This window comes from Granulicatella sp. HMSC31F03 (genome assembly GCF_001807725.1).
Classification (GTDB): domain Bacteria; phylum Bacillota; class Bacilli; order Lactobacillales; family Aerococcaceae; genus Granulicatella; species Granulicatella adiacens.
Map to the genome: position 1 here is coordinate 143,006 of NZ_KV790846.1, position 13,810 is coordinate 156,815.

General features: G+C 38.5%; 10 protein-coding genes and 1 tRNA gene. 3 read left to right on the forward strand and 8 right to left on the reverse strand.

What is annotated here, in order from left to right:
* Positions 1-61: 61 nt before the first annotated feature.
* From HMPREF3106_RS02215 to trkA, 4 genes are all read right to left on the reverse strand, one after another.
* A complete protein-coding gene (locus HMPREF3106_RS02215) occupies positions 62-388 on the reverse strand; it encodes a hypothetical protein (RefSeq protein WP_070444181.1) in 327 nt (108 codons plus the stop codon).
* A 209-nt stretch (positions 389-597) separates the two neighbouring features.
* Positions 598-1,548, reverse strand: coding sequence for a DUF1002 domain-containing protein (locus tag HMPREF3106_RS02220; RefSeq protein WP_049554669.1), 951 nt, complete (start codon positions 1,546-1,548; stop codon positions 598-600).
* 119 nt (positions 1,549-1,667) lie between these two features.
* Positions 1,668-3,131, reverse strand: a complete 1,464-nt coding sequence (locus tag HMPREF3106_RS02225) for a TrkH family potassium uptake protein (protein ID WP_049554670.1) — start codon at positions 3,129-3,131, stop codon at positions 1,668-1,670.
* A 10-nt stretch (positions 3,132-3,141) separates the two neighbouring features.
* Positions 3,142-4,494: a Trk system potassium transporter TrkA gene (gene trkA, locus HMPREF3106_RS02230; protein ID WP_005605159.1), complete on the reverse strand. Its 1,353-nt coding sequence runs from the start codon at positions 4,492-4,494 to the stop codon at positions 3,142-3,144.
* 121 nt (positions 4,495-4,615) lie between these two features.
* On the opposite strand from trkA, the gene HMPREF3106_RS02235 reads away from it, so the two are divergent.
* Together HMPREF3106_RS02235 and HMPREF3106_RS02240 are read left to right on the forward strand one after the other, a co-directional pair.
* The gene (locus tag HMPREF3106_RS02235) at positions 4,616-5,050 is read left to right on the forward strand and encodes a SprT family protein (protein WP_049554672.1); all 435 of its coding nucleotides are present in this window, start codon (positions 4,616-4,618) and stop codon (positions 5,048-5,050) included.
* A 36-nt stretch (positions 5,051-5,086) separates the two neighbouring features.
* A tRNA-Leu gene (locus HMPREF3106_RS02240) sits at positions 5,087-5,169 on the forward strand.
* 520 nt (positions 5,170-5,689) lie between these two features.
* Here HMPREF3106_RS02240 and gorA read toward each other — a convergent pair.
* The 3 genes from gorA to gpmA all read right to left on the reverse strand — a co-directional run bounded on the left by gorA (position 5,690) and on the right by gpmA (position 8,729).
* Positions 5,690-7,039, reverse strand: a complete 1,350-nt coding sequence (gene gorA / locus HMPREF3106_RS02250) for a glutathione-disulfide reductase (protein ID WP_070444185.1) — start codon at positions 7,037-7,039, stop codon at positions 5,690-5,692.
* Positions 7,040-7,488: 449 nt separating this feature from the next.
* Positions 7,489-8,031 carry a cysteine peptidase family C39 domain-containing protein gene (locus tag HMPREF3106_RS02255; RefSeq protein WP_070438757.1) on the reverse strand — a complete coding sequence of 181 codons (543 nt, stop codon included), beginning with the start codon at positions 8,029-8,031 and terminating at the stop codon, positions 7,489-7,491.
* 11 nt (positions 8,032-8,042) lie between these two features.
* Entirely contained in the window at positions 8,043-8,729 is a 687-nt protein-coding gene (gene gpmA, locus HMPREF3106_RS02260; RefSeq protein ID WP_070438912.1) for a 2,3-diphosphoglycerate-dependent phosphoglycerate mutase, read from the reverse strand.
* 172 nt (positions 8,730-8,901) lie between these two features.
* On the opposite strand from gpmA, the gene HMPREF3106_RS02265 reads away from it, so the two are divergent.
* Complete coding sequence (locus tag HMPREF3106_RS02265; RefSeq protein WP_070438759.1) at positions 8,902-10,098, forward strand: O-antigen ligase family protein; 1,197 nt, start codon at positions 8,902-8,904, stop codon at positions 10,096-10,098.
* A 55-nt stretch (positions 10,099-10,153) separates the two neighbouring features.
* On the opposite strand, the gene HMPREF3106_RS02270 is transcribed toward HMPREF3106_RS02265, so the two are convergent.
* Entirely contained in the window at positions 10,154-13,075 is a 2,922-nt protein-coding gene (locus tag HMPREF3106_RS02270; protein WP_070444187.1) for an insulinase family protein, read from the reverse strand.
* Positions 13,076-13,810: the final 735 nt, after the last annotated feature.

Sequence of the window (13,810 nt, forward strand, 5' to 3'; positions counted from 1 at the left end):
AACCCTAACCATCTCTGGTCAGGGTTATTTGTTGATTTTAACTCTTTTTCATGATTAGAAACTAGATACTCTTTCTATATTTTCTAAGAAGATTTCCTATCAATTGTCCAATTAAACTAATCGCTCCATAGATGATTATATAACTACTGGCAGAGTCATTTAAAATATACACATTCGGAAACCATAATAATCCAACGATAACAGAAAAATACCATCTAAATCCGTTCTTTAGAGCGAAGACAACAGAAAAAAGGAATACAATTATAGGGATGACCATCAATAGTAGAAAGATGCCACTTCCTGTATCTTTGACTAAATATAATGGAATGAAATAATATATCATGGCAATAACAATATAAACGGTATACTTTTTTATCCATTCTTTCATTGCACTCTCCTCCTTTTTACAAGAGCTATCTTCTTAAAAAAATATAACATTAATTTATTTTTTTATTGTGAAGACCTTATTGTGATATGGAAGAAAAGCAAAAACAGCCTTCCAAGAACCTAAAGAGGGGGATTCTAAGAACTTACAGCTGTTCTTAGTTGGTTCTTGTACGACTGCTTTTTGTTTATAAAATATTCAATCTGACTTTCCTATTGTTGATTGAATAGATTTTTAATACTTTCAAAGATAGAAGTGAAAAATTGGGCAATTTTATCCAACCATCCTTCGTTTTTGGCTTGTTCGACTAAGCTGTTAATCTTTTCGCCGACTGATTTTGACAAGCTATTTAATTGTTCTAATACTTGTTTGGAATCAATCGCACTTGTGTTTTGGTAGTTTTGTGCAAAAGCGACTAATGCATTAATTTGATCTTTAGAAATCACATTTTGCAACGAGTTATTCTTCAACGCATCATTAATAATGCGTTCAATATCTTCTTTAGTTGCTAATTGTCCTTGCTTTTGTTTGAGTTCCGCAAGTTCTTTTTTGATTTCAATCATCGCTTTATCGAGTTTTGAGGAATCGAATCCTTTTTGGTTTGCATTCTCTTGCGCGATTTTATTCGTCACTTCTAATTCCTGTTGAGCAACTTCGGTACGTTTGGCATCTAATTGAACTCCATTTGCTTCGAAGGCTTTGTATACTCCTGTTAAGGCAGACTCTCCAGTTACTTTGGTAACTGCTGCGACTTCAATTTCCGCATCAGTTACCCCAGCAGTGATGGCCGCATTAGCATATTGCTCAGCTGTCACTAGGGTGATGTTTTCAGGAGTCTTAATACGAACCTTAACTCCAGTTCCTTTATCCTTCTTTTGAACCATCACTGAAGAGATCATAACAGAAGTGTTACCATCTCCACTTCCAAGATATTTAATCATATCTTGCCCAGTTGCTTTTTCTATTTTCACTGTATTCGGATCTTTAATTCCTAATAACTCTGATGTCTGTTTAATTTGTGATTCATTTAATCCTCCACCATAAACAACGGTTGGTTTTCCCCATTTTTCATTAATGGTCGTTGTATCAATGGCATATGCACTTTTCATGGATAATCCCATCAATGCAAGGACGATTGCGGTTCCTTTCACCCATTTCTTCATGAATGAACCTCCTTTATTTAAAATCGTAACTCACTTGTTACACCTCTAGTATACAAAAAGAACTTTAAGAAAAGAGTGCTCTTTCCTTAAAGTTCTGTATCTATTTGTTTAAGAATTTGTTAACGTCTTCGAGTAAATGCCTTCATGGTTGTTGGTGAGAAAAGCATAATGATTGGATAAATTTCCAAACGTCCTGCAATCATCCCAATTGAAAGGACAAATGTATTGAAATCCGAATACATCGAGAAGTTGCTTGTAGGCCCAACTTGACCAAGCCCTGGCCCGATGTTGTTAAAGGTTGCGGCCACACTTGAGAAGGCTGTTGTAAAATCGCCTGCTTCAAATGACACGCAAAGTAACAATACGAGGAAGAACAGTACATACACGATTAAGTAGTTGGCAATACTCTTCTCCATCTTATTGTCGATTGGTTTTCCATTCATCGTTGGTACAAATACACGGCGAGGTTGCCCCATACGTTTTAATTCGGCAATCGCACTCTTGAAGTACACGATAACACGAGAAACTTTAATCCCTCCGGCTGTTGACCCTGCGCATCCTCCAATAAACATCAGAAGTAGAAGGAGCACATGTGGGAACAATCCCCAGAGTCCAAAGTCGACCGTTGAATATCCGGTTGTCGTAATAATCGATGATACCGTAAAGAAGACGCTACGAATCGGAACTCCTAAAGCCGTTTGAGTAATCGTCAATACGGTAAAAATAATCATCGTAAAACTGAGGACGATTCCGACATATGTACGCATTTCTTCGTCTTTAATCACATCTTTAACAGCGCCTAAAAGGACGAAGTAGTACAAGTTAAAGTTGATTCCAAAAAGCATCATCCCTACTCCGATAATCCATTCCACAGCTGCAGGATTGGCGTAGATACTAAATCCAGCATTGTTAATCCCAAAACCACCTGTTCCAGCTGTACCAAACGCTAGAAGCAAAGCATCAAAGAGCGGTACTTGGAAGACGACCAGAATAATCACTAGTACAGCAGTCATTGCTAAATAAATCATATATAAAATTTGTGCCGTATGCGCTAATTTTGAAACAAGTTTTCCAAACACAGGTCCAGGGACTTCCGCACGCATTAATTGTACGGATTCGGAACCATGACTTGGCAGAATCGCAAGTGCAAAAACCAGTACCCCCATCCCACCGACTAAGTGAGTGAAACTTCTCCAAAATAATGAAGAATGCGCTAATACAGAAAGGTCTGGAATAATACTTGATCCTGTTGTTGTTAACCCACTTGCTGTTTCAAAGAAAGCATCTACAACATTTGGAATTTCACCCGTAAAGACAAAGGGTAATCCTCCAAAGAAAGAGAGTAAAATCCAACTCAACGCAACGGTAACAACCCCGTCTCTCGCCATAATTTTAAGCGGCTCCGGTTTTTTAAAGCTTAAGAGAGAGCCAATTACAAGCAACATCAAAATCGTACCAGCATAAGCAAGTTTTTGAGTATGTGACTCCTGATAAATAAAGCTAACAATTAGTGGTAAAGCTAAAAGTGCTGCTTCAACTTGAAGCATTTTCCCCACAAAATAGCGAACTGTTTTTATATTCATTGCGACACCTCTATTCCAAAATGTCGTTAATGTCGTCAAAGTCTTTTTCCGTTGTCACGACGATTACCTTATCAAATGGTTCAATGGTATCATTTCCGGCAGGATAGATTAGTTGTTGTCCACGAACAATAAACGCAATCAAGAGATTTGATTTTGTTTTGAGTTCTGATAATGGAATGCCACAAATCGCACTATTCTTTTGAACACGGAATTGCAGTGCTTCAACTTGGTTATCTGCTAAACGGTATAATGCTTCAACATTTGAGCCTTGAGTATTTGAACGTGAACGAACGAATTGAATAATTTCATTAGCCACGATATGTTTTGGAGTCACAACTGATTGGCTGTCAAAACCTTTAAATACTTTAAGAAGAGCTGGACGACTCATCTTCGTAATGATCTTTTGAACGCCTTGTTGTTTCGCATAGGCAGAAAGGATTAAGTTTTCCTCGTCAATCCCTGTCATCGATACAAACACATCATATTCTGTAATGCGTTGTTCCTCTAATACATCGTGATCAGTTCCGTCGGCATGAATTACTGTTGTATGTGGAAATGCATAGCTTAAAGTTTCACTGCGCTCTTCATTTACTTCAATCACTTTCGTATCGATTTTAGTTTGTTTCAACATATTGAGTAAATAATAGGTGATACGACCACCACCAACAATCACGGCCGAAGAGACACTCTTCGTTTCTTGTCCTGTTAATTTTAAGAAATTACGTAAGTCAGGATAAGCTCCAGTAATATACACATGATCTCCTGCTTCTAGTGTTGAATCTCCGTCCGGAATAAAGCTTTGTTCGTTACGATGAATCACACAGATTAAAATAGATTCAAAACGATTACGCACTTCTTTTAAAGATAATCCAGCAAGACGTGATCCTTCATTGATTTCCAATTCCAGTAAGCTCACTCGATTTCCAACAAAATTTTCCACACTTAATGCAGAAGGATAATTAAAGTTATTCGCGATATCACGGGCAGTAGAAAGCTCAGGGTTAATCAGTAATGAAATTCCTAAACTTTCACGAATGAGTTGTAATTGTTGTGAATACTCAGGATTACGCACACGTGCAACTGTATATTCTGCCCCAATTTTTTTCGCAAGAATTGATGCAATAATATTAATTTCGTCCATTTCCGTTACGGAAATAAAGATGTCACAGTTTTCCACTCCTGCTTCCACAAGAATATCGTAACTAGCACCATTTCCACAAATTCCCATAATATCGAATTTGTTTAAGAGTCGATCAATTAAATCTTGATTTTTATCAATCAATACAATGTCATTTTCTTCCGTTGAGAGTTCTTGGCAAATGACTTCGCCGACTTTCCCCCCACCGACAACAACAATTTTCATTTAGTTTCCTCCAGATTGAAAATCTTATACCCTCCTATTTTACCCGTCTGGTGCGGAAAGGTCAAAGTTTATCTTGTTTTCTAAAGGTGCAAAGCATGTTACACTATGGTCGGAGGCAACTATGAACGAACACGAATTACAAAACTTAACCGAGGAGATTTCGCGCACGTCTTTTCACCGCGAATTCACGCACAAAATCACTTATAACAATCGTCTACGCTCCAGCGGTGGTCGTTATCTTCTGAAGACGGGAAATATCGAGATTAACCCCCTTGTCGAACAAGAACTGGGGCTAGAAACTTTGACTGGCGTCATTAAACATGAACTCTGCCATTATCACTTGCATCAAATAGGTGGCGGCTATCGTCACCGTGACCAAGACTTCAAACGCCTGCTCGCTCAGGTAGGTGGAAGTCGATTTGTCGAGCGAATGAGAGATCCGAACTTCATTTACGAATGCACATCGTGCCATCACCGCTACCCTAGAATGCGTAAGATGAATACAAAACGCTATGTGTGCGGAAAATGTCACGGAAAACTAATCCTTTTAGATTGAAATTCCAACAAACATTTGATAAACTGAAATAGTTCTGCGGTCGTGGCGGAATGGCAGACGCGCTGTCTTGAGGGGGCAGTGGGTGTATACCTGTGCGGGTTCAAGTCCCGCCGGCCGCATAAAGAAAATGAAACACCCTAGATGGATGACCATCTAGGGTGTTTTTGTGGTTGTAAATCTAAATATTTTTGTGCAGTGATGAAGGCAAACTCACCGTCACCCAACATTCACACTGTGAATATTGGCTGAACGCTTTTGCTCACATCCTGTGTAGTTGAGTTCAGGCTCGTAGCTTTCGCGTTCCTTTCCGATAATTATCCGCACGTCCTTATCGGACGCTTGCGTTAATTTCGGTAAAGGGTCGAAAGCTGACCACTCGCCTTCACATCCCTGTATAGTTGAACTCGGGCTCACAGGACTGACGTCCACTTCCTGATATGTCCGCACGACTTGTTTCAAAGTCCCTTGCGGCATATCAGTCCAGTGATTCAGTCCTGAGCGTTCGCCCTCGTATCCTGCTGTAGTTGAGTTCGAAAAGGCATAGGCTCAAGCCTTTCGAGTTTAGTCCGCACGGTCTTCCAGACCGCTTACGGCTAAACTGCGAACCGTCATCGCCTATAAACGCCTTTTCTCACATCCTTAACGCATCGTCACAAATTCTTCGCTTCCCGTAGGATGAATGGCTACGGTTGCATCGAAGTCAGCTTTAGTGGCTCCCATTTTAATGGCTACTGCGAAGCCTTGAATCATTTCATCAACGCCATATCCAATCCCGTGAAGTCCAACTACTTTTTCATCTTGTCCTGCTGTAATCAGTTTGAAGCTCATTTGTTGGCGATGACTTGTTACTGCTGAATACATTCCAGCAAAAGTTGATAAGTATGTTTTCACGTTTTCTTTCCCATACTCTTTAACGGCTTGTTCTTCACTAAGCCCTACTGTTCCAATGGCTGGGTGTGAAAAAACAACTGTCGGAATCGTTGTGTAGTCCATTTTGGCGTTTGTTTGTCCGTTAAATAAACGTTCTGCTAATGTACGGCCTGCTTTAATCGCTACTGGTGTTAATTCTTTTTCACCAGAAACGTCACCCAGTGCGTACACTCCTTCAGCCGTTGTTTCTTGGAATTCATTTACTTTGATAAATCCACGTTCTGTTAATTCAACGCCTGCTGCTTCAAGGTTTAATCCAGCTGTATGTGGAACACGTCCTGTTGCCCAAATCACTTTTTCAGCAGTGAAACTTGTTCCATCTTCAAATTGAATTTCCACACTGCCATTTTCTAATTGAATAAGTTTTTGAGGAACTTTGTTTGTGTGCAAGGTTGGTCCTGATTTTTCCATTTCTGCAACAAGCACTTCGATAATCGAATGGTCGAAATTACGAAGTGGACGATCACGGCGAACAAATAGGTCTGTCTTCACGCCTAGAGCATGTAAAACACCAGCAAGTTCTACGGCAATATATCCAGCGCCTAATATGGCTACAGATTGTGGCAACTCATCCCATGCAAATACATCGTCAGAAGTGCCTCCAAGTTCTTTCCCTTCTACATTTGGAATCGCAGGTTTAGCTCCTGTCGCGATTACAATATGCTTTGCACGATACTCTTCCCCATTCACTTCGATTGTGTGAGCATCAACAAAGCGTGCGTATCCTTTAATAACAGTCACGTTGTTACGTTCAAATGTTCCATTATAAGAAGCGCGTGAACGGTCAATATACGCTTCACGATTTTTCTTTAGTGTCTTAAAATCGAATTTTACATTTTCTGCTGTAAAACCATAGTCTGGTCCATAGGCGTGAATCGCTTCTGCAATTTGCGCTCCATACCACATAATTTTTTTAGGAACACAGCCGATATTTACACATGTTCCTCCAAGTAAGTTTCCTTCTACTACAGCCACTTTTGCACCATACATAGCGGCACGATTGGCTGTTGCAATACCACCACTACCGCCACCGATAGAAATTAAATCAAATTCTTTCATTCATTCTTCCTCCTTTTTGTCACATTCATTCTATCAGAACACTTTTGCTTTTGTCTTAAACCCTGCTCATAGAATTAGTTTAGGCACAGAAAAAAATGATTACTTCTAAGCCTTGCGGTTTTATTTTATAATCGCTGTTACGGGGCACCGGACCAAGCCTTAGTCTTGCTCCTTCGAAGCTTCAAACGCGGAGTAAGGAACAAGTTCCGACTCCGCGTAGTTCACATTCGATGCGATTCCCGTTACTGCGATTATAAAAATCCGCAGGCTTTTTCGTAATCATTTCTTTAGTGCTATTCATTTTTATGAGACAGAGTTTAAAAATACTCTGATAGAATTATGTGCCCAATAACGGCCTCTTCGCTCCTTACTAATGTGCTAGAACATTATTTCTGTTATTAAGTTTTGGAGCGTAGTGCTGTCTAGTTTGTTCGCTTAGTGCTCAACGATTATAGCTTTTCTAGCCAGATAGCGCAAAGAGTTTGGACAGCTGGGACAACAGTAGTAATCGAACCATGGTTATCGTATGCCTTATACCAGAGTTTGCCAGTTGAATCGAAGGCGTATTGGTACACCACAATCCAGTGATTTTTATACGGGCTACCTAGAGCGGCAGTTGTTCCTACAATAACAGGAACTCCGTCTTCTAGAAGGCTGGGTGTGACTTTTTCACTAAATAAATTAAAGCGTGTCTTATAGCCGTATTTCTTCCACTCGTCATTGAGTCCGCGTTGCACATCCCAATAAAAGGTTCCCCGATATGGGAACGCGTATTCAATGGAAGCTTCCATGCCTTTTAGAAGCTCATCCATCGTTTGTGTCACGACTTCTTCGCGTTTTGCCATCAGTACTGTTAACGCTGCAGCAGCATACGTCCCACAAATTCCTGGCGTCTTTCCATTTACATAAGCTTTAAACGGTTCCATTTCACTTTCAGGAAGACCTGTCCACTCAACAGTCTCTTCTAATGTGTGTTTTTTCTCCCACTTCATTCGCATCCTCCTTATTTTTCAAAATGGTATTCTTTTACTTGTAGATTTTCGTCTAAGTCAAATACAAGCGGTGTTCCAGTTGGGATTTCAAATTTTAAGATTTCGTCTTCACTAAGATTCAATAAATATTTCACTAAACTACGTAGAGAATTTCCATGAGCTACAACTAAAACATTTTTACCGTCTAGTAAATCCACTGCAATCTTATCTTGCCAAATTGGAAGTACGCGTTCTAAAGTTGTTTTCAATGTTTCCCCTTGAGGAAGGTCCTTCACTTGTAAATGTTTGTAGCGTGGGTCTTGGGCTTGTTTAGCGGCTTCTTCCTCACTAAGAAGTGGAGGCATCACGTCATAAGAACGTCTCCAAAGCAACACTTGTTCATCGCCGTATTTTTCACGGGTTTCTTGTTTGTTGAGTCCTTGTAAGGCTCCATAATGGCGTTCATTTAACCGCCAACTCTTCGTCTCTGGTAAATAGTCTTGATTTAATTCAGACAAGACGATATGACCTGTATGGATGGCTCTTTTTAATACGGATAAATATACATGATCAAATTGAATGCCTAATGAGCGTAATACTTTCCCTGCATGATGAGCTTCTTGTTCCCCTTTTTGAGTCAATTCCACATCGCTCCAACCAGTAAATAAATTGAGAGCATTCCATTCACTTTCTCCATGTCGAACAAATACTAATTTCATTTTTATTCCTTCTTTCTGTGAATCTATCTTTATTGTACGCCTGTTTTCTGAAACTTTCAAAGAAGGTTTCCCAACACCTTGCAATTTGCCCTCCCTTATCATTTAGTGGTAAAATAAACTGATATCATTTTCATTAGATTAATTGGTATAAAAATTACCTGAAAGGACCATTATGAAACTACTAACGATTATCGGAAAAATAAAACGATTCTCGAATCAGGACTTAGCGCTATACTTACTCATTATTAGTAGCTTCCTTCCGTTTTATTTATTCCTAACATTGTTTGGCTTATATATCATACTTCTTGCCTTTACCGGGAAATTAACACAAGTTCTAAAAGACCTCGTGTCACACCCATTTTTACTAACATTCATTGGATTTAGCTTTGCCGTTTCGATGGTGTCTGGAAACTATATTGGGGCTGTCATCTCAATTGGCTTTTTGATGTATGCTATATTTTTCAATTATTATCAAAGGCGATTAACACCGGACTTTTTCCATATTGTTCTGCAGACCATCTTACTGCTTAGCATTTTTGCCGCTGGATTTGCATTTTTAGAACATTATGAGATTGTTCATAAATTTAACTACACCTTCCTCTCACCGAAGATGCAAGTATGGCACCAAAACCGTGCCGAAGTAACCTTTTTTAACCCGAATTATTACGGAATCATTTGTTGCTTCTGCATTATGATTGCCTTCTACTTACTTAGCATCACAAAGAGTTGGTTCTGGAAATTCATTGGAGCTGTTGCGATTGGAATTAATCTATTCGGCCTCAGCTTCACTCAAAATAGAACGGCTTTCCCAGCGATTATCTGTGGAGCCATTATTTATCTCTTTACAACGATTCGAAACTCGAAAGCATTCTGGCTTAGTATTGCTGCTTTTGGAATTGGACTGATGTTCCTCTTCTCTAACGATATTGGGGTTCGTATGGGAACTCTTGATTCTTCTATGGAAGAGCGGATTTCGATTTGGAATTCAGGAATGGTTCTCTTTAAACAAAATCCATGGTTTGGCGAAGGTCCTCTAACTTACTTGCACAGTTTTGCAAGAATCGGTGCTCGCTACCATGAACACGCACATAGTTTATATATCGATACACTTTCAAGCTACGGAATTATCGGAACATTGCTTCTTGCAATAGCTTCTTTTAAACCTGTTCGCATGATTTTAGAAATGAGTCGTGATCCAAAGAAACGTCCAATCGTTGGACTCTATGTGTCACTCATCGTTGTACTTTTCGTACACGGCATATTCGATGTGGCCATTCTTTGGGTACAAAGTGCATTCCTATTCTTATTAGTGATGACAAGTATCCCTATGTGGCTAAAACAAGAAGAAAATAAAATGCCTCATGAATAGCAAACAGTAAAACTCCCAACTTTCACTTTCGTGAAGGTTGGGAGTTTTTGTTGCCTTATTTTGTTAAGTTACGGATGTTTTTGAAGATATCTTTATGGTTTTCAATCTTCGTATCATTTCCGATCACGACAAACGCGTTTTGATCCATGATGGCTTTCATCGTTGGAGCGTATGCGCGTACCTTTTCAGGAGTTGCCGCTAAGATTTCATCACGGAACTGTTGCACTTTCTCTTGCGTCAAATGCGTGAAATAACGAGTGAAGGCTACTGCACCTTTTTGAGCAGCTGAAAGTGGACGGTCAATCGTACTGAATGTACCAATCAAGTTCTTTTCAAATTCCGCCTCTGACAAGTTAAAGTTTTCTAAGTACTCCACTTGTCCATCATAACGTTCAAGAGTTTCAACAATATTCGGGTCGCGGTAAGAAAGACCTGCAACGTCCCCTTTATCATTGATGACACTCATACCGCCATACGCCCCCCCTTGAACACGAACCGTATTCCATAAGTAATCGAGTCCTAGAACTGATTTCAAGAATAAGTTCATACCGTTCACTGGAACCCCTAGAAGCGTTTGGTTATATCCTTTTGCAACATAGTTGATTTCTTGCGCTGTCTTGAATCCTTCATTTAACACTTCCACTGGATTTGTAAAGGCTTGTTTTTCAACTTTATGGTTTCCAAGGTGCTTGAAGAAGTTCTCTGACACTTGTTTGAAGTGATCGAAATCTTCCTTGCTTCCGACAAAGGTTGCCACTAATTGGTCAGTTGTTAAAATCGTTTTTAACACGGCTTTCAAGCGGTCGATAAAGGCTTGAGGTTCTGCGTCAAAACCAGCCACCACATCGCAAATAAAGTCATAGTAGTCGATTCCTTCAAGCGATTGTAAGTATTTCGCGCCTTCGTAGTAATAAGACTCTAAACGACGAAGCGCAGCCACGTGTGAACCATAGTTGAAGTTCATCTCTAAGTCCGCTTTCACATTGAGTAAGAGCTCTTTAATCTTCTCTACATCATCTAAGTTTGAACGGTGAACGATTTCTTCAATCAAACTCAAAAGCTGTGGTTGATATTCCGACAAGGCTTTCCCACTCACTGTGAATTTAGGATAGTAAATATTGTCCTCTACCGATTCAGTAATTACAGTCGCATTCGTTCCGATACCACCAGTGTAGAAGTCGATTTCTGTACTAAGGGCTTCATCTGTGAAGTTTTCTGTTCCAACTTCCCCTAACACTTCCGTTAAGAAGGCCACAACTGGAATATCTTCAGTCTTCACGCCGGATAAATCGAAGTAATATTTTACGTAAGAAATGCCTGCTGTGAAGTCTTCATAGTGTAAGAAGGTTGGTTTGCCTTCTTGTTCTTCCACAGTTAGTGGTAATGGCTTTACTTCGCGGTCGATATCTTCAATGGATAGTTTAGGCAATTTCGCCAAATCTTCTTCCTTGTCAGGAGTTGTTTGACGTTCTAATAATTTTTGAGTTTCTTCAACCAATGCTTCTAATTCTTCGTCACTTAGTGAAGCCTTATAGGCAGCTAATTGTTCTTTTAGAGCTTGGTCTTTACGCTCTAGAAGTCCTGGTTCAGGAGAAAGTGTAATCACTGCTGAGTGCGTATTTTCTAATAATGTACTTTGAATTAATTTTTCGAAGTATCCATTGGTCATTTCTCTTTGAATCTTATCTAAAATTGGTTGGTACTCAAATGTCTCAAACACATTTCCACCATATAACCAGCTCGTTAGCGCGTTTAGAGAATACAGAATCCCTTTAGGAGTAGAACCTTCTAAAGCTGTAAGCTCCTTGTATCGGAACGCCGCCTTGTTTAATGCCGCTTGAATAGCTTTTTGAGGAATTCCTTCTTCAACGAGTCGTTTTAATTCTGATTCAATAATCGTAATAAATTCTTCCTTTGCAGAAGGATTTGTATCTTTCAGAACAATTTCAAATATAGGTGAATATGTTGCTGCACCAAAACCACCAGAAACATCCGAACCGAGTCCTGATTTCAAAAGTGCTTTTTTAATAGGAGCTGTATTACTTCCTAAAAGAAGCTCGTCTAATACTGCTAAGGCAATCAGTGATTCAGCATCCGTCCCTTTTCCTGCAGCCCAAACATAAGCAAGCAATGTTTTGTTTTCTTCAGATTCTTCTTGAGAAATCGAGAATTTTGCTTCTAATTCATGTCTTTTTTCAAACGGAGCTTGTTCAACAGGACCAAAGTCATATGCTTTTGGTTCGAATGCATCAAAGTATTCACTTAACTGACCAAAAGCAACGTCTAAATCTAGATTCCCATATAATGTAACACGCGCATTACTTGGGTGATAATATTTGTCATGGAAATCCACAAATTTCTCTTGTGTTAAAGTTGGGATGCTAGCAGGCATTCCTCCTGAAATATGTTTATACACCGTATCTGGATATAAAGTGGGTTCAATTAAACGATATAATTCTGATTCTGGTTGGGAGAAAGCCCCACGCATTTCGTTATACACAACGCCTTTATAAATCAGTTCATCGTCTGCATTCTCCAGATGATAATGCCATCCCTCTTGCATTAAAATTTGAGGATCCTGCTTAAAGTTCGGATAGAACACAGCATCTAAATAAACAGACATTAAATTTGTAAAATCTTTTTGATTACGAGAAGATACAGGATAAACTGTTTTATCCGAATAAGTCATCGCATTTAAGAAAGTATTTAGTGATCCTTTTAATAACTCTACAAAAGGTTCTTTCGTTGGATATTTTCTTGATCCATTTAATACTGAATGCTCAATAATATGCGCAATTCCATTATCATCATATGGTGGAGTTCTAAACGCGATATTAAAAGCCTTATTATCGTCTTCGTTCTCTAAATAAAGAACTTCCGCTCCTGTTTTTTCATGTTGATATAAATACCCTACTGAACGGATATCTGGTAAGTCTCTTTTTTCTAATAATTTAAAGCCTTTAAACTCTTTTGGCATAAAATTCCTCCTTCTTCTTAAAAGGTTTTCACTTATTTTAACATTTTTGGTACAAAAAAAGAAGATTAGGGACTGAATTAAGTTGTTTAGCGAAAATGCTGGATTAACAATAAATGAAATCACAAATTTATAGACGTGTGTGTCCATTTATTTACTAGAATATTTTCATATTTTTAAAATGTAACATATATGTTACATTTTACTTTTTTAAGACTTCTTTTCCGTCGAAAATTTACTATTCAAAAATTTAATAGAAATTCATTGAACTCATATAATTTTAGTTCAGAATTAAAACGATTCCTCTTTGATTTTGGTAAACTAAGGGGAATATTTTGTTGTGGAAATATCTTTTTCCAATATTTTTTCTATATACGCTCTATTTCCTTGACTAATTATTAGATTTTTATTTATATAAAAATCGCTTCTTTTTATATACTAAAAGTTTACTTTAGGGAATATTTCTTATTTTTGTAAGAAATATTATTTTCAATTTTTTTGAATCTATTTTGTATTCAGTTTCAGGTACATTTCCACATATAGTGTGTTTTTCTAAAATATATGATTTAGATTGCAGGAAGATAATTCTCCACTTACTCTTGTAACCATAAAAAAAGGATTAAGCAACATCAATCACTTAATCCCTTAAAAATTTGAAAACTCAAACTTTCCTTCCTTATATACAAAAATCCCGAAATTCACTGATGTGAAGTGCACCCTGTCAAGTAGACAGGAAAA

Coding starts and splice junctions, on each gene's coding strand:
- HMPREF3106_RS02215 (WP_070444181.1), bottom strand. CDS start 388: ATGAAAGAATGGATAAAAAAGTATACCGTTTATATTGTTATTGCCATG.
- HMPREF3106_RS02220 (WP_049554669.1), bottom strand. CDS start 1,548: ATGAAGAAATGGGTGAAAGGAACCGCAATCGTCCTTGCATTGATGGGA.
- HMPREF3106_RS02225 (WP_049554670.1), bottom strand. CDS start 3,131: ATGAATATAAAAACAGTTCGCTATTTTGTGGGGAAAATGCTTCAAGTT.
- trkA (WP_005605159.1), bottom strand. CDS start 4,494: ATGAAAATTGTTGTTGTCGGTGGGGGGAAAGTCGGCGAAGTCATTTGC.
- HMPREF3106_RS02235 (WP_049554672.1), top strand. CDS start 4,616: ATGAACGAACACGAATTACAAAACTTAACCGAGGAGATTTCGCGCACG.
- gorA (WP_070444185.1), bottom strand. CDS start 7,039: ATGAAAGAATTTGATTTAATTTCTATCGGTGGCGGTAGTGGTGGTATT.
- HMPREF3106_RS02255 (WP_070438757.1), bottom strand. CDS start 8,031: ATGAAGTGGGAGAAAAAACACACATTAGAAGAGACTGTTGAGTGGACA.
- gpmA (WP_070438912.1), bottom strand. CDS start 8,729: ATGAAATTAGTATTTGTTCGACATGGAGAAAGTGAATGGAATGCTCTC.
- HMPREF3106_RS02265 (WP_070438759.1), top strand. CDS start 8,902: ATGAAACTACTAACGATTATCGGAAAAATAAAACGATTCTCGAATCAG.
- HMPREF3106_RS02270 (WP_070444187.1), bottom strand. CDS start 13,075: ATGCCAAAAGAGTTTAAAGGCTTTAAATTATTAGAAAAAAGAGACTTA.